The sequence below is a fragment of the Vibrio sp. QJM3NY_15 genome, assembly GCF_057785995.1.
Genome location: NZ_CM173517.1, coordinates 1,937,310 through 1,957,985, shown reverse-complemented (window position 1 = coordinate 1,957,985; position 20,676 = coordinate 1,937,310). Strand labels below are relative to the sequence as shown.

Annotated in this window: 6 protein-coding genes (1 of these 6 cut by a window edge); 2 read left to right on the top strand and 4 right to left on the bottom strand. The window is 52.4% G+C overall.

The annotated features are described in order from the left end of the window. Window positions 1-38 precede the first annotated feature (38 nt). Window positions 39-734, top strand: a complete 696-nt coding sequence (gene queC, locus AC3CKG_RS08895) for a 7-cyano-7-deazaguanine synthase QueC (protein ID WP_488528187.1) — start codon at window positions 39-41, stop codon at window positions 732-734. On the opposite strand, the gene AC3CKG_RS08890 is transcribed toward queC, so the two are convergent. The 4 genes from AC3CKG_RS08890 to AC3CKG_RS08875 all read right to left on the bottom strand — a co-directional run bounded on the left by AC3CKG_RS08890 (window position 694) and on the right by AC3CKG_RS08875 (window position 5,313). Further along, window positions 694-2,535 carry a GGDEF domain-containing protein gene (locus tag AC3CKG_RS08890; RefSeq protein WP_488528186.1) on the bottom strand — a complete coding sequence of 614 codons (1,842 nt, stop codon included), beginning with the start codon at window positions 2,533-2,535 and terminating at the stop codon, window positions 694-696. The two genes, queC and AC3CKG_RS08890, sit on opposite strands and share 41 nt — an antisense overlap. Window positions 2,536-2,901: 366 nt before the next feature. After that, a complete protein-coding gene (locus AC3CKG_RS08885) occupies window positions 2,902-3,252 on the bottom strand; it encodes a DUF2750 domain-containing protein (RefSeq protein WP_102517804.1) in 351 nt (116 codons plus the stop codon). A 136-nt stretch (window positions 3,253-3,388) separates the two neighbouring features. After that, entirely contained in the window at window positions 3,389-4,006 is a 618-nt protein-coding gene (locus tag AC3CKG_RS08880; protein WP_488528185.1) for an OmpA family protein, read from the bottom strand. Continuing rightward, the gene (locus AC3CKG_RS08875; protein WP_488528184.1) at window positions 4,006-5,313 is read right to left on the bottom strand and encodes a TolC family outer membrane protein; all 1,308 of its coding nucleotides are present in this window, start codon (window positions 5,311-5,313) and stop codon (window positions 4,006-4,008) included. The genes AC3CKG_RS08880 and AC3CKG_RS08875 overlap by 1 nt, the downstream gene beginning before the upstream one ends. A gap of 404 nt (window positions 5,314-5,717) precedes the next feature. On the opposite strand from AC3CKG_RS08875, the gene AC3CKG_RS08870 reads away from it, so the two are divergent. Further along, window positions 5,718-20,676 carry the 5' portion of a VCBS domain-containing protein gene (locus AC3CKG_RS08870; protein ID WP_488528183.1) on the top strand. The gene runs 12,428 nt beyond the window's last position, so only the first 14,959 of its 27,387 coding nucleotides appear in the window; the start codon lies at window positions 5,718-5,720; its stop codon lies off the right edge, out of view.

The window sequence follows — 20,676 nt, the reverse complement described above, 5'->3', positions numbered from 1 at the left end:
GATAAGTCGCTAGTAAAAGATTCTCGTAAGGATTTAAGATGAAAAAAGCAGTTGTAGTATTCAGTGGTGGTCAAGACTCAACCACTTGTCTTGTTCAAGCTTTGAAAGAGTATGATGAAGTTCATGCGATTACGTTTGATTATGGTCAGCGCCATAAGCTAGAGATTGAAGTGGCAGAGTCATTGTCAAAAGAGCTTGGTGTGAAAGCACACAAAGTGATGGATGTGACCCTGTTGAATGAGCTAGCGATTAGCTCTCTAACGCGTGACGATATTCCTGTATCACATGAGCTACAAGAGAATGGATTGCCAAACTCGTTCGTTCCTGGTCGTAATATTCTTTTCTTAACACTGGCTGGTATTTACGCGTACCAAATCGGTGCTGAAACTTTGATTACTGGTGTGTGTGAAACAGATTTCTCTGGCTATCCTGATTGTCGCAATGATTTTGTAAAAGCGATGAATTCTGCGCTTGTACAAGGCATGGACAAGAAGCTCGATATCAAAACACCATTGATGTGGCTGAACAAAGCTGAAACATGGGCGATGGCTGACCAATATTCAGCACTTGAGCTTGTTCGCAATAAAACTCTGACTTGCTACAACGGCATCATCGGCGACGGTTGTGGTGATTGTCCTGCATGTGAACTAAGAAAAGTTGGCCTTAACGATTACCTAGGTGATCGCGAAGGCATTATGGCTGAATTGGTTCGTAAACAGGCTGAGAATAAATAACATCAGGTAAGTCTATTGGGTCGTTATAAGCATCGATGATGCAATTTCGGCCATTACTCTTCGCTTGATAAAGTGCTTGGTCAAGAACCGAGTACAAGTCATCAAAGTCACTTAATGCGTTTGAGGTTGCTAGATAAGCAAAACTCGCGGTTACATTAAGTGGCTTTTTGCTTTCTGATAAGAAGACAGTGCTGGATATCGCGTAGTGCAACTCTTCAACACGCTCCCGGACTTCTGAAGGTTTCGTGTCGGTCAGCATGATAAGAAACTCTTCACCGCCTAAGCGGCCAAACAATTCATCATTCATCAAGTGCTTTCTTATTTGTTGACTAATATGGACGAGTGCTCGATCACCAGTAGGGTGGCCATGTTCGTCATTTATCTTTTTGAACTTATCTAGGTCTAGCAAAACCAGAACGTGTTGCCTGTTCGCGCCGTTACAACATTTCACTCGTTTGATTCTTCGTATTATTTCGGTTCGACTATAAGCCTTAGTCATCCTATCAATAGCCGCTCTCGCGCGAATACTCTTGTTGGTAAACACAGTAAAGCTCGCTGCGCATATTAAAAGTACGACAATGATGTTGTACATCAATCGCTGGTGTTCCATTTTCTCGATATGAAGACGATCGAGTCTAGTTTGATTCGTTAAAAAAGAGTTTTCTAATTCTTGTTCGTATTTAGCGTGCGTAAGATCAAGCGCCTCAAAAGCAAGTCGGTTGTCGATGTCTCGTGCTTCCATCTGAATGGATGAGTATCGTTGATAGAAATAGAAAGCTTGCTTGTAGTCTTCGAGTTTCTGATGGATTGTTGAAAGTTGAAGAAGTGCTTGAGCGATGTATTTATGCCTCGTAACAAGTTCTGCTAACTCTAATGCTTGTTGAGCATAATTGAGTGCTTCTATTGTTAACTTACGCTCCTCAAACATATCGCTGATTGCCAAATAGGCGTTGATACGAATGACATCATTGTTCAGTTCATTAGAAGCAGACAGAGATTCGATTAAGTAATCTCTCGCTAAATCATATTGTCGTGTTTGTGTATAGGCTCTGCCTAAGCCTAAATTTGTCAGTGCGATTCCGTAGCTATGAGAAGACGTACTTAGCAATACCTTAGCCTTGAGGAAGTGTTCAATCGCTCGTTCATTGTTGGCTTGAGTTAAATATAAATCAGCAAGGCTATGGTGTACTTGAGCTTTCATTAAATCAGAGGCATCGTCCCTTAGTACCAGAGCTTCTTCCAAGTATTGTGCTGATTTTTTGTATTGTTTGAGTTCTTTGAGTAAATTGCCGACATCGTTGTAGATCCCGGAGATATCGTGACCTTGTGGAAAGACATTGATCAGTGACAGATAAGTACTTAGGGCCGCTTGATAGTCACTACGAAAATGTTGATTGTTGGCAATCACTCGATAAGTTGCAAACTTTGGTAAGACTGGATCAGCAATGCCATTTAAGTCAGCTTGAAGCGCAGAACAGTAGTAGTTAGCTTGATGATATTTGGCCTGCTCGTTAAGAGAGCGACAAAGTTGATATTTTAACAACGCACGTCCCGTCAAATCGTTACGTGATTGCATTTTGGTCAACAGTGTTAAAAAGCCTTGCTGAGCTTCTTGATATCGACCTTGTCCATCCATCACTAGCGCTGAAATAAAAGACTCTTCTATGGATTGGTACTCGTCGTTTATTGAGGCAATACCATAGAAGGGCTGATCTCTGTGGCTCATGTAGTGATACAAGAGAGATGATATATAGAGTTTGTCTCCAAAAGAACTCAAGCTTGTATAGCGGGTTTGCAACATATTCAATGCGCGAGAAGGTGAGCGTTCTAGTGTAGAAAGATAGAGGGCATTCCAGTTAGCGTTGGGGGTTGCAATAGCCCCGAGAATAGAAGTATTTTTTGAGGAATATCGATCTGATGGTGATTCTTGGCTAGCAGTAAAAAAGCTAATGAAAATCAGGGAGGTAAGTAAAACGGAACGAATCACAACAGACTATTATTCAGATAAAGAACGACATTCTATGTTTAGTTTGATCTTGCTTCAAATTTTGAATGGTTTTGGTATGAAGTTATGCGGGTGAAGTCTCTAATTTATGATATCTCTCAGACAGATAGCATAAATTAGAGAGATATCGGCCATGCGCGTTTACACGGCCGATACTGGAAACTAGATGTATAGTTTCGCCAGATCAGAAGGCTCTAGTTCTTTGCCTTCTAATGTTGCATTCCAGTTAGTACCAACAAGAACGCCGTCTTCAGCAAGAGTCAGTAACCAATCTTCTACAAAGATATCTAGTGGAATTTCTAGTACTTCGAAATCAGCCCATTCTTCAACGTTATGAGTTTGAGCATCTTCTTTTGAAGACCAGAACGGCATCACTTCGCTGTTTTCGAATTCACTTGAATCACATGCTAGCCAACCTTCATCATTGCGAAGGCCCCACACCAGTTTAGTTTCTTGTGTTTCAGAAACGAAAAGTTCTAGATTTTCTTGAATATCAGCAGTTAGTTTGCTCATGGATTAATTCTCTATGTTGATAACGACGCAAGATTAACATTATAGACGGCTTAGGTATATGCTATTCAAGGAATTATAAGAATACTGAAACGTTAGCTTAAGATAACGTTTCAGTATGGGTGGAGTGAGGTAGAAGCTACTTTTTGATTTTGGTGAAGATATGCCATTCTTCTTTGATATTGCCTTTAAAGCCAGCAACAGAAGCGACAACTTTTCGATGCAATGCGTGATTGATTTGGGTGTCATCGCTGTTGAAATCAGAATCACCATGACCAACGATGTTGACTCGAGATGGTTGAATTCCATTGCTGATGAGTGCGCGTCTTACATGCGATGCGCGTTCTTTTGACAGTTTTAAATTGTGTTCTGCATTGCCCACTTTACTAGCATAACCTTGCAATTCAATGGTCGTGCCCTCGTAACGCTTCAAAAATGCGGCCATCTGGCGTATCTGGCCAAGAAAGACTGGATTAATTTCTGTAGAGTTATTAGCAAAGAGTATGTGAAGCTCTTTTTTTTCTGATGACTCGAAATATGAACCACAACCGTCGTTATCTATTTCTGCACCAATCTGAGTATCGACACACAGATCTCGCGCGTTGATTACACCGTCATTGTCATCATCTTGAAGGTCGTAAATTTGAGTAACAGGCGGAAGAGCGCGATATTCAAATTCGTCCTCGTTGTTTTCAGCTAAAGCATTGGCAGATACAACCATGAAGCAAAGCGATAATACTGTGTTGGTAAGCTTCATTAATATTCCACCTTTTCATTCCATTCTTCTGGGATCTCAACTCGTAAACCGATGAGTAGGTTACCAGTTGCGTTCATTACGCGATATTTTGCGTATTGCTCGTCATACTTAGCGTCTAAATAGCCTTTACGAGCTTCGAATAATTCATTCTCGGTGTTCAGTAAATCGAGAAGGGTACGCTTACCTATGCGGTATTGTTTCTCATACGAGATAACTGTGTCTGATGCCGAGTCTACGTGGTCAGATAGGAACTCTTTTTGTTGTACGGTTAAATCAAGCGCACTCCATGATAAACGTAAGCTCTCTTCCACATTACGGTAAGTACTCTCGCGGAGGTCTTTTGCTTTGTTGAGTTGATAAGCGGCACTTTCAGCACGATCTTGGTCAGACCCACCGTTGTACAAGTTATATCTCAAACGAACCATAGCAGAGAATTCATCGCTGCTGCCTTCTGTACCGCCGGCATCATCGCGCCAGGTTTGAGCGGCTTCAAAAGAAACAGTCGGGTAGTTGGTACTCTTAGACTGCTTGTATTGATACTTTGCTGAGTCAACATCGGCTTGAGCGATCTTAATTACAGGGTGCTGGTTAAACGCTTTTGCCAATGCACCGTCAACAGTGTAAGGAATAGCGCCCGCGTCTGCACGAGGGAAAGTTAGTCCAAGCGGAGATTGGCCAACAAGCCTCTTAAATTGAGTGTGGGTATCAAAAAGATTGTTTTGAGCCGCAAGTAAATTACCGTGTGCTTTCGCAATACGCGCCTCTACTTGTGACATATCTGCTGTTGAACCTATTCCGGATTCAACACGCTTACGAATATCGCTGTATATCTCTTTGTGTGTCGCTAGATTGTTTTCAGAAAGTGACAGCACTTCATAGGCTTTTACGGCGTCAAGATACACCTTAGTCACCTCTAGTGCGATATCTTGAGCATTTGATAGCAATTGATAGCGAACTGATTCAGCGTCAGCGGCAGTTCGATCGATATCATTAGAGGTGTTTGCACCGTCCCATATCAGTTGGGTAAGCGTAATCGTTGCTTCTTTTCGTGTCAGGTCGGTTGTGTCCTGATTGGTAGCAAGGTCGGTATGTTCGTATCCGATCCCGCCATCTAAGTCTATACTTGGTCGGTAAGCAGCACCAGAAGCATCATTAAGATAACGCTTGCTGACGTATTCATTATAAGCACTTTTGATTTCAGGGTTACTTTCTAAAGTAAACGCAACGGCTTGCTCTAGGGTCTGGGCTTTAGTCGGTAAACTCAGTGCTATAGCTAACCCTAATGTAGTCGTTTGAATCCAATTCAATTTGCATCTCCCCAAAATAGGCCAACATCTAAATTTGCAGTTTGAACGTTTATATACAAAATTTAGATGAACCGCCAAAAAAATTACGATCGCTAAAATAGCAGTCGTCAATAGTTGAAAAATTGTTAACCGATCGCTGTGCGTTTTATGATGTTTTTGAGCACTTAAATCTTACGTTAATATTCGAATTATTTTGCGCTAACACAATAACTTATATTACTGGTTTGAGCACCTGAATTGTCACTTCATGTGATCATTGTCATCACCCTGTGTTTGACGTTGTTAAATAATGGATTCATAACTATGAATTATATGACTTTAGGTGTTATATTTTAACTAATATTATAAATATAATGTCACTATTTTGACGTTGATGACAAGAAAATGATTTTTTAGGGGTTTATATGGACATGACAACATTGAATTTGGGTGGTGCATTAGCATTTGGCCAGCGCATTGTTATCTCGGTAGATGGTACGATTAAAGTCTTAGAAGAAGGCCAACCACTACAAACAGGGGATGTCGTTCTTGAATCCCAGAACGGATCCAATGAACCTCAGTTATTAGCAAAACGCTTTTCACCAGAAGAAGGTGGGGAAGTTGAACTTGACCAAGACATAGCGAATATTTTTGCTGCATTAGAAGAAGGTCAAGACCCAACAGAGTTAGGTGAAGAGTTCGCTACCGCTGCTGGTCAGAATGGTTCTAGTTTAAGTGCGAGCGGAACCATCGAGCGAGATGGCGAAGAAACCATCCCTGGTACCGACTTCGTAACAACGGGTTTTGAAGCTCTGGGCATGTCTCGCACTCAGAGCCTGAGTCTTCTTGATGCCTTCCGTTCATTGACTGAATCAGCAACCCCTTTAAACAGTAATCCATCTTTTGTTGATTCGAACAACGCTGAAACTGGTGACGTCGTAACTTTTACGACAGATGAAGATACACCTGTCAACGGCGTTCTAAACGCTCTTGACGTAGACAATGATGCTCTGACGTTCTCACTGTCTCAATCTCCAAACAATGGCTCCGTTGTTCTAAATAGCGACGGTAGTTGGACGTACACACCAGATAATAACTTCAACGGCAATGATAGTTTCTCAGTCGTTGTTTCAGATGGCCAGGGTGGTACTGATACGATCACAGTTAATGTTGGCGTTACCCCAATCAACGATACCCCAGTCATCACCGATGAAAACGGCAACCCACTGGGCGACAGCGTTGAGGTAACCACCGACGAAGACACACCAGTGAGCGGCTCACTGTCTGCATCAGATGACGATAACGACTCGTTAAGCTTTTCAAAAGGCAGCGATCCGTCTAATGGGTCAGTGACTGTTGATGACAAAGGCAACTGGACCTATACACCAAACGATGATTACAACGGCAGCGACAACTTCACGATTATCGTCTCTGATGGTCAGGGTGGAACTGATACGTTTACAGTGAATGTGGGTGTTAATCCAATCAACGATGCGGCGACGATCGCAGGCGACACAGAGGTCGTGGCCTCTGAAACCGATGCGGCGTTGAGCCTAAGCGGCACCTTGACCGCGACGGACGTGGACAACGCAGACAACACCTTCACAGCGACAAGCATCGAAGGCACCAACGGCACGTTCAGCATCGCGGAAAATGGCGAGTGGACGTTCGTGGCGAACAGTGCGTTCAATGAGATGAATGTTGGCGACAGCAAAGTCGAAAGCTTCACGGTGACGTCGGTAGACGGCACAGAGCAAGTCGTGAAAGTGACGATCAATGGCACGAACGATGCGGCGACGATCGCAGGCGACACAGAGGTCGTGGCCTCTGAAACCGATGCGGCGTTGAGCCTAAGCGGCACCTTGACCGCGACGGACGTGGACAACGCAGACAACACCTTCACAGCGACAAGCATCGAAGGCACCAACGGCACGTTCAGCATCGCGGAAAATGGCGAGTGGACGTTCGTGGCGAACAGTGCGTTCAATGAGATGAATGTTGGCGACAGCAAAGTCGAAAGCTTCACGGTGACGTCGGTAGACGGCACAGAGCAAGTCGTGAAAGTGACGATCAATGGCACGAACGATGCGGCGACGATCGCAGGCGACACAGAGGTCGTGGCCTCTGAAACCGATGCGGCGTTGAGCCTAAGCGGCACCTTGACCGCGACGGACGTGGACAACGCAGACAACACCTTCACAGCGACAAGCATCGAAGGCACCAACGGCACGTTCAGCATCGCGGAAAATGGCGAGTGGACGTTCGTGGCGAACAGTGCGTTCAATGAGATGAATGTTGGCGACAGCAAAGTCGAAAGCTTCACGGTGACGTCGGTAGACGGCACAGAGCAAGTCGTGAAAGTGACGATCAATGGCACGAACGATGCGGCGACGATCGCAGGCGACACAGAGGTCGTGGCCTCTGAAACCGATGCGGCGTTGAGCCTAAGCGGCACCTTGACCGCGACGGACGTGGACAACGCAGACAACACCTTCACAGCGACAAGCATCGAAGGCACCAACGGCACGTTCAGCATCGCGGAAAATGGCGAGTGGACGTTCGTGGCGAACAGTGCGTTCAATGAGATGAATGTTGGCGACAGCAAAGTCGAAAGCTTCACGGTGACGTCGGTAGACGGCACAGAGCAAGTCGTGAAAGTGACGATCAATGGCACGAACGATGCGGCGACGATCGCAGGCGACACAGAGGTCGTGGCCTCTGAAACCGATGCGGCGTTGAGCCTAAGCGGCACCTTGACCGCGACGGACGTGGACAACGCAGACAACACCTTCACAGCGACAAGCATCGAAGGCACCAACGGCACGTTCAGCATCGCGGAAAATGGCGAGTGGACGTTCGTGGCGAACAGTGCGTTCAATGAGATGAATGTTGGCGACAGCAAAGTCGAAAGCTTCACGGTGACGTCGGTAGACGGCACAGAGCAAGTCGTGAAAGTGACGATCAATGGCACGAACGATGCGGCGACGATCGCAGGCGACACAGAGGTCGTGGCCTCTGAAACCGATGCGGCGTTGAGCCTAAGCGGCACCTTGACCGCGACGGACGTGGACAACGCAGACAACACCTTCACAGCGACAAGCATCGAAGGCACCAACGGCACGTTCAGCATCGCGGAAAATGGCGAGTGGACGTTCGTGGCGAACAGTGCGTTCAATGAGATGAATGTTGGCGACAGCAAAGTCGAAAGCTTCACGGTGACGTCGGTAGACGGCACAGAGCAAGTCGTGAAAGTGACGATCAATGGCACGAACGATGCGGCGACGATCGCAGGCGACACAGAGGTCGTGGCCTCTGAAACCGATGCGGCGTTGAGCCTAAGCGGCACCTTGACCGCGACGGACGTGGACAACGCAGACAACACCTTCACAGCGACAAGCATCGAAGGCACCAACGGCACGTTCAGCATCGCGGAAAATGGCGAGTGGACGTTCGTGGCGAACAGTGCGTTCAATGAGATGAATGTTGGCGACAGCAAAGTCGAAAGCTTCACGGTGACGTCGGTAGACGGCACAGAGCAAGTCGTGAAAGTGACGATCAATGGCACGAACGATGCGGCGACGATCGCAGGCGACACAGAGGTCGTGGCCTCTGAAACCGATGCGGCGTTGAGCCTAAGCGGCACCTTGACCGCGACGGACGTGGACAACGCAGACAACACCTTCACAGCGACAAGCATCGAAGGCACCAACGGCACGTTCAGCATCGCGGAAAATGGCGAGTGGACGTTCGTGGCGAACAGTGCGTTCAATGAGATGAATGTTGGCGACAGCAAAGTCGAAAGCTTCACGGTGACGTCGGTAGACGGCACAGAGCAAGTCGTGAAAGTGACGATCAATGGCACGAACGATGCGGCGACGATCGCAGGCGACACAGAGGTCGTGGCCTCTGAAACCGATGCGGCGTTGAGCCTAAGCGGCACCTTGACCGCGACGGACGTGGACAACGCAGACAACACCTTCACAGCGACAAGCATCGAAGGCACCAACGGCACGTTCAGCATCGCGGAAAATGGCGAGTGGACGTTCGTGGCGAACAGTGCGTTCAATGAGATGAATGTTGGCGACAGCAAAGTCGAAAGCTTCACGGTGACGTCGGTAGACGGCACAGAGCAAGTCGTGAAAGTGACGATCAATGGCACGAACGATGCGGCGACGATCGCAGGCGACACAGAGGTCGTGGCCTCTGAAACCGATGCGGCGTTGAGCCTAAGCGGCACCTTGACCGCGACGGACGTGGACAACGCAGACAACACCTTCACAGCGACAAGCATCGAAGGCACCAACGGCACGTTCAGCATCGCGGAAAATGGCGAGTGGACGTTCGTGGCGAACAGTGCGTTCAATGAGATGAATGTTGGCGACAGCAAAGTCGAAAGCTTCACGGTGACGTCGGTAGACGGCACAGAGCAAGTCGTGAAAGTGACGATCAATGGCACGAACGATGCGGCGACGATCGCAGGCGACACAGAGGTCGTGGCCTCTGAAACCGATGCGGCGTTGAGCCTAAGCGGCACCTTGACCGCGACGGACGTGGACAACGCAGACAACACCTTCACAGCGACAAGCATCGAAGGCACCAACGGCACGTTCAGCATCGCGGAAAATGGCGAGTGGACGTTCGTGGCGAACAGTGCGTTCAATGAGATGAATGTTGGCGACAGCAAAGTCGAAAGCTTCACGGTGACGTCGGTAGACGGCACAGAGCAAGTCGTGAAAGTGACGATCAATGGCACGAACGATGCGGCGACGATCGCAGGCGACACAGAGGTCGTGGCCTCTGAAACCGATGCGGCGTTGAGCCTAAGCGGCACCTTGACCGCGACGGACGTGGACAACGCAGACAACACCTTCACAGCGACAAGCATCGAAGGCACCAACGGCACGTTCAGCATCGCGGAAAATGGCGAGTGGACGTTCGTGGCGAACAGTGCGTTCAATGAGATGAATGTTGGCGACAGCAAAGTCGAAAGCTTCACGGTGACGTCGGTAGACGGCACAGAGCAAGTCGTGAAAGTGACGATCAATGGCACGAACGATGCGGCGACGATCGCAGGCGACACAGAGGTCGTGGCCTCTGAAACCGATGCGGCGTTGAGCCTAAGCGGCACCTTGACCGCGACGGACGTGGACAACGCAGACAACACCTTCACAGCGACAAGCATCGAAGGCACCAACGGCACGTTCAGCATCGCGGAAAATGGCGAGTGGACGTTCGTGGCGAACAGTGCGTTCAATGAGATGAATGTTGGCGACAGCAAAGTCGAAAGCTTCACGGTGACGTCGGTAGACGGCACAGAGCAAGTCGTGAAAGTGACGATCAATGGCACGAACGATGCGGCGACGATCGCAGGCGACACAGAGGTCGTGGCCTCTGAAACCGATGCGGCGTTGAGCCTAAGCGGCACCTTGACCGCGACGGACGTGGACAACGCAGACAACACCTTCACAGCGACAAGCATCGAAGGCACCAACGGCACGTTCAGCATCGCGGAAAATGGCGAGTGGACGTTCGTGGCGAACAGTGCGTTCAATGAGATGAATGTTGGCGACAGCAAAGTCGAAAGCTTCACGGTGACGTCGGTAGACGGCACAGAGCAAGTCGTGAAAGTGACGATCAATGGCACGAACGATGCGGCGACGATCGCAGGCGACACAGAGGTCGTGGCCTCTGAAACCGATGCGGCGTTGAGCCTAAGCGGCACCTTGACCGCGACGGACGTGGACAACGCAGACAACACCTTCACAGCGACAAGCATCGAAGGCACCAACGGCACGTTCAGCATCGCGGAAAATGGCGAGTGGACGTTCGTGGCGAACAGTGCGTTCAATGAGATGAATGTTGGCGACAGCAAAGTCGAAAGCTTCACGGTGACGTCGGTAGACGGCACAGAGCAAGTCGTGAAAGTGACGATCAATGGCACGAACGATGCGGCGACGATCGCAGGCGACACAGAGGTCGTGGCCTCTGAAACCGATGCGGCGTTGAGCCTAAGCGGCACCTTGACCGCGACGGACGTGGACAACGCAGACAACACCTTCACAGCGACAAGCATCGAAGGCACCAACGGCACGTTCAGCATCGCGGAAAATGGCGAGTGGACGTTCGTGGCGAACAGTGCGTTCAATGAGATGAATGTTGGCGACAGCAAAGTCGAAAGCTTCACGGTGACGTCGGTAGACGGCACAGAGCAAGTCGTGAAAGTGACGATCAATGGCACGAACGATGCGGCGACGATCGCAGGCGACACAGAGGTCGTGGCCTCTGAAACCGATGCGGCGTTGAGCCTAAGCGGCACCTTGACCGCGACGGACGTGGACAACGCAGACAACACCTTCACAGCGACAAGCATCGAAGGCACCAACGGCACGTTCAGCATCGCGGAAAATGGCGAGTGGACGTTCGTGGCGAACAGTGCGTTCAATGAGATGAATGTTGGCGACAGCAAAGTCGAAAGCTTCACGGTGACGTCGGTAGACGGCACAGAGCAAGTCGTGAAAGTGACGATCAATGGCACGAACGATGCGGCGACGATCGCAGGCGACACAGAGGTCGTGGCCTCTGAAACCGATGCGGCGTTGAGCCTAAGCGGCACCTTGACCGCGACGGACGTGGACAACGCAGACAACACCTTCACAGCGACAAGCATCGAAGGCACCAACGGCACGTTCAGCATCGCGGAAAATGGCGAGTGGACGTTCGTGGCGAACAGTGCGTTCAATGAGATGAATGTTGGCGACAGCAAAGTCGAAAGCTTCACGGTGACGTCGGTAGACGGCACAGAGCAAGTCGTGAAAGTGACGATCAATGGCACGAACGATGCGGCGACGATCGCAGGCGACACAGAGGTCGTGGCCTCTGAAACCGATGCGGCGTTGAGCCTAAGCGGCACCTTGACCGCGACGGACGTGGACAACGCAGACAACACCTTCACAGCGACAAGCATCGAAGGCACCAACGGCACGTTCAGCATCGCGGAAAATGGCGAGTGGACGTTCGTGGCGAACAGTGCGTTCAATGAGATGAATGTTGGCGACAGCAAAGTCGAAAGCTTCACGGTGACGTCGGTAGACGGCACAGAGCAAGTCGTGAAAGTGACGATCAATGGCACGAACGATGCGGCGACGATCGCAGGCGACACAGAGGTCGTGGCCTCTGAAACCGATGCGGCGTTGAGCCTAAGCGGCACCTTGACCGCGACGGACGTGGACAACGCAGACAACACCTTCACAGCGACAAGCATCGAAGGCACCAACGGCACGTTCAGCATCGCGGAAAATGGCGAGTGGACGTTCGTGGCGAACAGTGCGTTCAATGAGATGAATGTTGGCGACAGCAAAGTCGAAAGCTTCACGGTGACGTCGGTAGACGGCACAGAGCAAGTCGTGAAAGTGACGATCAATGGCACGAACGATGCGGCGACGATCGCAGGCGACACAGAGGTCGTGGCCTCTGAAACCGATGCGGCGTTGAGCCTAAGCGGCACCTTGACCGCGACGGACGTGGACAACGCAGACAACACCTTCACAGCGACAAGCATCGAAGGCACCAACGGCACGTTCAGCATCGCGGAAAATGGCGAGTGGACGTTCGTGGCGAACAGTGCGTTCAATGAGATGAATGTTGGCGACAGCAAAGTCGAAAGCTTCACGGTGACGTCGGTAGACGGCACAGAGCAAGTCGTGAAAGTGACGATCAATGGCACGAACGATGCGGCGACGATCGCAGGCGACACAGAGGTCGTGGCCTCTGAAACCGATGCGGCGTTGAGCCTAAGCGGCACCTTGACCGCGACGGACGTGGACAACGCAGACAACACCTTCACAGCGACAAGCATCGAAGGCACCAACGGCACGTTCAGCATCGCGGAAAATGGCGAGTGGACGTTCGTGGCGAACAGTGCGTTCAATGAGATGAATGTTGGCGACAGCAAAGTCGAAAGCTTCACGGTGACGTCGGTAGACGGCACAGAGCAAGTCGTGAAAGTGACGATCAATGGCACGAACGATGCGGCGACGATCGCAGGCGACACAGAGGTCGTGGCCTCTGAAACCGATGCGGCGTTGAGCCTAAGCGGCACCTTGACCGCGACGGACGTGGACAACGCAGACAACACCTTCACAGCGACAAGCATCGAAGGCACCAACGGCACGTTCAGCATCGCGGAAAATGGCGAGTGGACGTTCGTGGCGAACAGTGCGTTCAATGAGATGAATGTTGGCGACAGCAAAGTCGAAAGCTTCACGGTGACGTCGGTAGACGGCACAGAGCAAGTCGTGAAAGTGACGATCAATGGCACGAACGATGCGGCGACGATCGCAGGCGACACAGAGGTCGTGGCCTCTGAAACCGATGCGGCGTTGAGCCTAAGCGGCACCTTGACCGCGACGGACGTGGACAACGCAGACAACACCTTCACAGCGACAAGCATCGAAGGCACCAACGGCACGTTCAGCATCGCGGAAAATGGCGAGTGGACGTTCGTGGCGAACAGTGCGTTCAATGAGATGAATGTTGGCGACAGCAAAGTCGAAAGCTTCACGGTGACGTCGGTAGACGGCACAGAGCAAGTCGTGAAAGTGACGATCAATGGCACGAACGATGCGGCGACGATCGCAGGCGACACAGAGGTCGTGGCCTCTGAAACCGATGCGGCGTTGAGCCTAAGCGGCACCTTGACCGCGACGGACGTGGACAACGCAGACAACACCTTCACAGCGACAAGCATCGAAGGCACCAACGGCACGTTCAGCATCGCGGAAAATGGCGAGTGGACGTTCGTGGCGAACAGTGCGTTCAATGAGATGAATGTTGGCGACAGCAAAGTCGAAAGCTTCACGGTGACGTCGGTAGACGGCACAGAGCAAGTCGTGAAAGTGACGATCAATGGCACGAACGATGCGGCGACGATCGCAGGCGACACAGAGGTCGTGGCCTCTGAAACCGATGCGGCGTTGAGCCTAAGCGGCACCTTGACCGCGACGGACGTGGACAACGCAGACAACACCTTCACAGCGACAAGCATCGAAGGCACCAACGGCACGTTCAGCATCGCGGAAAATGGCGAGTGGACGTTCGTGGCGAACAGTGCGTTCAATGAGATGAATGTTGGCGACAGCAAAGTCGAAAGCTTCACGGTGACGTCGGTAGACGGCACAGAGCAAGTCGTGAAAGTGACGATCAATGGCACGAACGATGCGGCGACGATCGCAGGCGACACAGAGGTCGTGGCCTCTGAAACCGATGCGGCGTTGAGCCTAAGCGGCACCTTGACCGCGACGGACGTGGACAACGCAGACAACACCTTCACAGCGACAAGCATCGAAGGCACCAACGGCACGTTCAGCATCGCGGAAAATGGCGAGTGGACGTTCGTGGCGAACAGTGCGTTCAATGAGATGAATGTTGGCGACAGCAAAGTCGAAAGCTTCACGGTGACGTCGGTAGACGGCACAGAGCAAGTCGTGAAAGTGACGATCAATGGCACGAACGATGCGGCGACGATCGCAGGCGACACAGAGGTCGTGGCCTCTGAAACCGATGCGGCGTTGAGCCTAAGCGGCACCTTGACCGCGACGGACGTGGACAACGCAGACAACACCTTCACAGCGACAAGCATCGAAGGCACCAACGGCACGTTCAGCATCGCGGAAAATGGCGAGTGGACGTTCGTGGCGAACAGTGCGTTCAATGAGATGAATGTTGGCGACAGCAAAGTCGAAAGCTTCACGGTGACGTCGGTAGACGGCACAGAGCAAGTCGTGAAAGTGACGATCAATGGCACGAACGATGCGGCGACGATCGCAGGCGACACAGAGGTCGTGGCCTCTGAAACCGATGCGGCGTTGAGCCTAAGCGGCACCTTGACCGCGACGGACGTGGACAACGCAGACAACACCTTCACAGCGACAAGCATCGAAGGCACCAACGGCACGTTCAGCATCGCGGAAAATGGCGAGTGGACGTTCGTGGCGAACAGTGCGTTCAATGAGATGAATGTTGGCGACAGCAAAGTCGAAAGCTTCACGGTGACGTCGGTAGACGGCACAGAGCAAGTCGTGAAAGTGACGATCAATGGCACGAACGATGCGGCGACGATCGCAGGCGACACAGAGGTCGTGGCCTCTGAAACCGATGCGGCGTTGAGCCTAAGCGGCACCTTGACCGCGACGGACGTGGACAACGCAGACAACACCTTCACAGCGACAAGCATCGAAGGCACCAACGGCACGTTCAGCATCGCGGAAAATGGCGAGTGGACGTTCGTGGCGAACAGTGCGTTCAATGAGATGAATGTTGGCGACAGCAAAGTCGAAAGCTTCACGGTGACGTCGGTAGACGGCACAGAGCAAGTCGTGAAAGTGACGATCAATGGCACGAACGATGCGGCGACGATCGCAGGCGACACAGAGGTCGTGGCCTCTGAAACCGATGCGGCGTTGAGCCTAAGCGGCACCTTGACCGCGACGGACGTGGACAACGCAGACAACACCTTCACAGCGACAAGCATCGAAGGCACCAACGGCACGTTCAGCATCGCGGAAAATGGCGAGTGGACGTTCGTGGCGAACAGTGCGTTCAATGAGATGAATGTTGGCGACAGCAAAGTCGAAAGCTTCACGGTGACGTCGGTAGACGGCACAGAGCAAGTCGTGAAAGTGACGATCAATGGCACGAACGATGCGGCGACGATCGCAGGCGACACAGAGGTCGTGGCCTCTGAAACCGATGCGGCGTTGAGCCTAAGCGGCACCTTGACCGCGACGGACGTGGACAACGCAGACAACACCTTCACAGCGACAAGCATCGAAGGCACCAACGGCACGTTCAGCATCGCGGAAAATGGCGAGTGGACGTTCGTGGCGAACAGTGCGTTCAATGAGATGAATGTTGGCGACAGCAAAGTCGAAAGCTTCACGGTGACGTCGGTAGACGGCACAGAGCAAGTCGTGAAAGTGACGATCAATGGCACGAACGATGCGGCGACGATCGCAGGCGACACAGAGGTCGTGGCCTCTGAAACCGATGCGGCGTTGAGCCTAAGCGGCACCTTGACCGCGACGGACGTGGACAACGCAGACAACACCTTCACAGCGACAAGCATCGAAGGCACCAACGGCACGTTCAGCATCGCGGAAAATGGCGAGTGGACGTTCGTGGCGAACAGTGCGTTCAATGAGATGAATGTTGGCGACAGCAAAGTCGAAAGCTTCACGGTGACGTCGGTAGACGGCACAGAGCAAGTCGTGAAAGTGACGATCAATGGCACGAACGATGCGGCGACGATCGCAGGCGACACAGAGGTCGTGGCCTCTGAAACCGATGCGGCGTTGAGCCTAAGCGGCACCTTGACCGCGACGGACGTGGACAACGCAGACAACACCTTCACAGCGACAAGCATCGAAGGCACCAACGGCACGTTCAGCATCGCGGAAAATGGCGAGTGGACGTTCGTGGCGAACAGTGCGTTCAATGAGATGAATGTTGGCGACAGCAAAGTCGAAAGCTTCACGGTGACGTCGGTAGACGGCACAGAGCAAGTCGTGAAAGTGACGATCAATGGCACGAACGATGCGGCGACGATCGCAGGCGACACAGAGGTCGTGGCCTCTGAAACCGATGCGGCGTTGAGCCTAAGCGGCACCTTGACCGCGACGGACGTGGACAACGCAGACAACACCTTCACAGCGACAAGCATCGAAGGCACCAACGGCACGTTCAGCATCGCGGAAAATGGCGAGTGGACGTTCGTGGCGAACAGTGCGTTCAATGAGATGAATGTTGGCGACAGCAAAGTCGAAAGCTTCACGGTGACGTCGGTAGACGGCACAGAGCAAGTCGTGAAAGTGACGATCAATGGCACGAACGATGCGGCGACGATCGCAGGCGACACAGAGGTCGTGGCCTCTGAAACCGATGCGGCGTTGAGCCTAAGCGGCACCTTGACCGCGACGGACGTGGACAACGCAGACAACACCTTCACAGCGACAAGCATCGAAGGCACCAACGGCACGTTCAGCATCGCGGAAAATGGCGAGTGGACGTTCGTGGCGAACAGTGCGTTCAATGAGATGAATGTTGGCGACAGCAAAGTCGAAAGCTTCACGGTGACGTCGGTAGACGGCACAGAGCAAGTCGTGAAAGTGACGATCAATGGCACGAACGATGCGGCGACGATCGCAGGCGACACAGAGGTCGTGGCCTCTGAAACCGATGCGGCGTTGAGCCTAAGCGGCACCTTGACCGCGACGGACGTGGACAACGCAGACAACACCTTCACAGCGACAAGCATCGAAGGCACCAACGGCACGTTCAGCATCGCGGAAAATGGCGAGTGGACGTTCGTGGCGAACAGTGCGTTCAATGAGATGAATGTTGGCGACAGCAAAGTCGAAAGCTTCACGGTGACGTCGGTAGACGGCACAGAGCAAGTCGTGAAAGTGACGATCAATGGCACGAACGATGCGGCGACGATCGCAGGCGACACAGAGGTCGTGGCCTCTGAAACCGATGCGGCGTTGAGCCTAAGCGGCACCTTGACCGCGACGGACGTGGACAACGCAGACAACACCTTCACAGCGACAAGCATCGAAGGCACCAACGGCACGTTCAGCATCGCGGAAAATGGCGAGTGGACGTTCGTGGCGAACAGTGCGTTCAATGAGATGAATGTTGGCGACAGCAAAGTCGAAAGCTTCACGGTGACGTCGGTAGACGGCACAGAGCAAGTCGTGAAAGTGACGATCAATGGCACGAACGATGCGGCGACGATCGCAGGCGACACAGAGGTCGTGGCCTCTGAAACCGATGCGGCGTTGAGCCTAAGCGGCACCTTGACCGCGACGGACGTGGACAACGCAGACAACACCTTCACAGCGACAAGCATCGAAGGCACCAACGGCACGTTCAGCATCGCGGAAAATGGCGAGTGGACGTTCGTGGCGAACAGTGCGTTCAATGAGATGAATGTTGGCGACAGCAAAGTCGAAAGCTTCACGGTGACGTCGGTAGACGGCACAGAGCAAGTCGTGAAAGTGACGATCAATGGCACGAACGATGCGGCGACGATCGCAGGCGACACAGAGGTCGTGGCCTCTGAAACCGATGCGGCGTTGAGCCTAAGCGGCACCTTGACCGCGACGGACGTGGACAACGCAGACAACACCTTCACAGCGACAAGCATCGAAGGCACCAACGGCACGTTCAGCATCGCGGAAAATGGCGAGTGGACGTTCGTGGCGAACAGTGCGTTCAATGAGATGAATGTTGGCGACAGCAAAGTCGAAAGCTTCACGGTGACGTCGGTAGACGGCACAGAGCAAGTCGTGAAAGTGACGATCAATGGCACGAACGATGCGGCGACGATCGCAGGCGACACAGAGGTCGTGGCCTCTGAAACCGATGCGGCGTTGAGCCTAAGCGGCACCTTGACCGCGACGGACGTGGACAACGCAGACAACACCTTCACAGCGACAAGCATCGAAGGCACCAACGGCACGTTCAGCATCGCGGAAAATGGCGAGTGGACGTTCGTGGCGAACAGTGCGTTCAATGAGATGAATGTTGGCGACAGCAAAGTCGAAAGCTTCACGGTGACGTCGGTAGACGGCACAGAGCAAGTCGTGAAAGTGACGATCAATGGCACGAACGATGCGGCGACGATCGCAGGCGACACAGAGGTCGTGGCCTCTGAAACCGATGCGGCGTTGAGCCTAAGCGGCACCTTGACCGCGACGGACGTGGACAACGCAGACAACACCTTCACAGCGACAAGCATCGAAGGCACCAACGGCACGTTCAGCATCGCGGAAAATGGCGAGTGGACGTTCGTGGCGAACAGTGCGTTCAATGAGATGAATGTTGGCGACAGCAAAGTCGAAAGCTTCACGGTGACGTCGGTAGACGGCACAGAGCAAGTCGTGAAAGTGACGATCAATGGCACGAACGATGCGGCGACGATCGCAGGCGACACAGAGGTCGTGGCCTCTGAAACCGATGCGGCGTTGAGCCTAAGCGGCACCTTGACCGCGACGGACGTGGACAACGCAGACAACACCTTCACAGCGACAAGCATCGAAGGCACCAACGGCACGTTCAGCATCGCGGAAAATGGCGAGTGGACGTTCGTGGCGAACAGTGCGTTCAATGAGATGAATGTTGGCGACAGCAAAGTCGAAAGCTTCACGGTGACGTCGGTAGACGGCACAGAGCAAGTCGTGAAAGTGACGATCAATGGCACGAACGATGCGGCGACGATCGCAGGCGACACAGAGGTCGTGGCCTCTGAAACCGATGCGGCGTTGAGCCTAAGCGGCACCTTGACCGCGACGGACGTGGACAACGCAGACAACACCTTCACAGCGACAAGCATCGAAGGCACCAACGGCACGTTCAGCATCGCGGAAAATGGCGAGTGGACGTTCGTGGCGAACAGTGCGTTCAATGAGATGAATGTTGGCGACAGCAAAGTCGAAAGCTTCACGGTGACGTCGGTAGACGGCACAGAGCAAGTCGTGAAAGTGACGATCAATGGCACGAACGATGCGGCGACGATCGCAGGCGACACAGAGGTCGTGGCCTCTGAAACCGATGCGGCGTTGAGCCTAAGCGGCACCTTGACCGCGACGGACGTGGACAACGCAGACAACACCTTCACAGCGACAAGCATCGAAGGCACCAACGGCACGTTCAGCATCGCGGAAAATGGCGAGTGGACGTTCGTGGCGAACAGTGCGTTCAATGAGATGAATGTTGGCGACAGCAAAGTCGAAAGCTTCACGGTGACGTCGGTAGACGGCACAGAGCAAGTCGTGAAAGTGACGATCAATGGCACGAACGATGCGGCGACGATCGCAGGCGACACAGAGGTCGTGGCCTCTGAAACCGATGCGGCGTTGAGCCTAAGCGGCACCTTGACCGCGACGGACGTGGACAACGCAGACAACACCTTCACAGCGACAAGCATCGAAGGCACCAACGGCACGTTCAGCATCGCGGAAAATGGCGAGTGGACGTTCGTGGCGAACAGTGCGTTCAATGAGATGAATGTTGGCGACAGCAAAGTCGAAAGCTTCACGGTGACGTCGGTAGACGGCACAGAGCAAGTCGTGAAAGTGACGATCAATGGCACGAACGATGCGGCGACGATCGCAGGCGACACAGAGGTCGTGGCCTCTGAAACCGATGCGGCGTTGAGCCTAAGCGGCACCTTGACCGCGACGGACGTGGACAACGCAGACAACACCTTCACAGCGACAAGCATCGAAGGCACCAACGGCACGTTCAGCATCGCGGAAAATGGCGAGTGGACGTTCGTGGCGAACAGTGCGTTCAATGAGATGAATGTTGGCGACAGCAAAGTCGAAA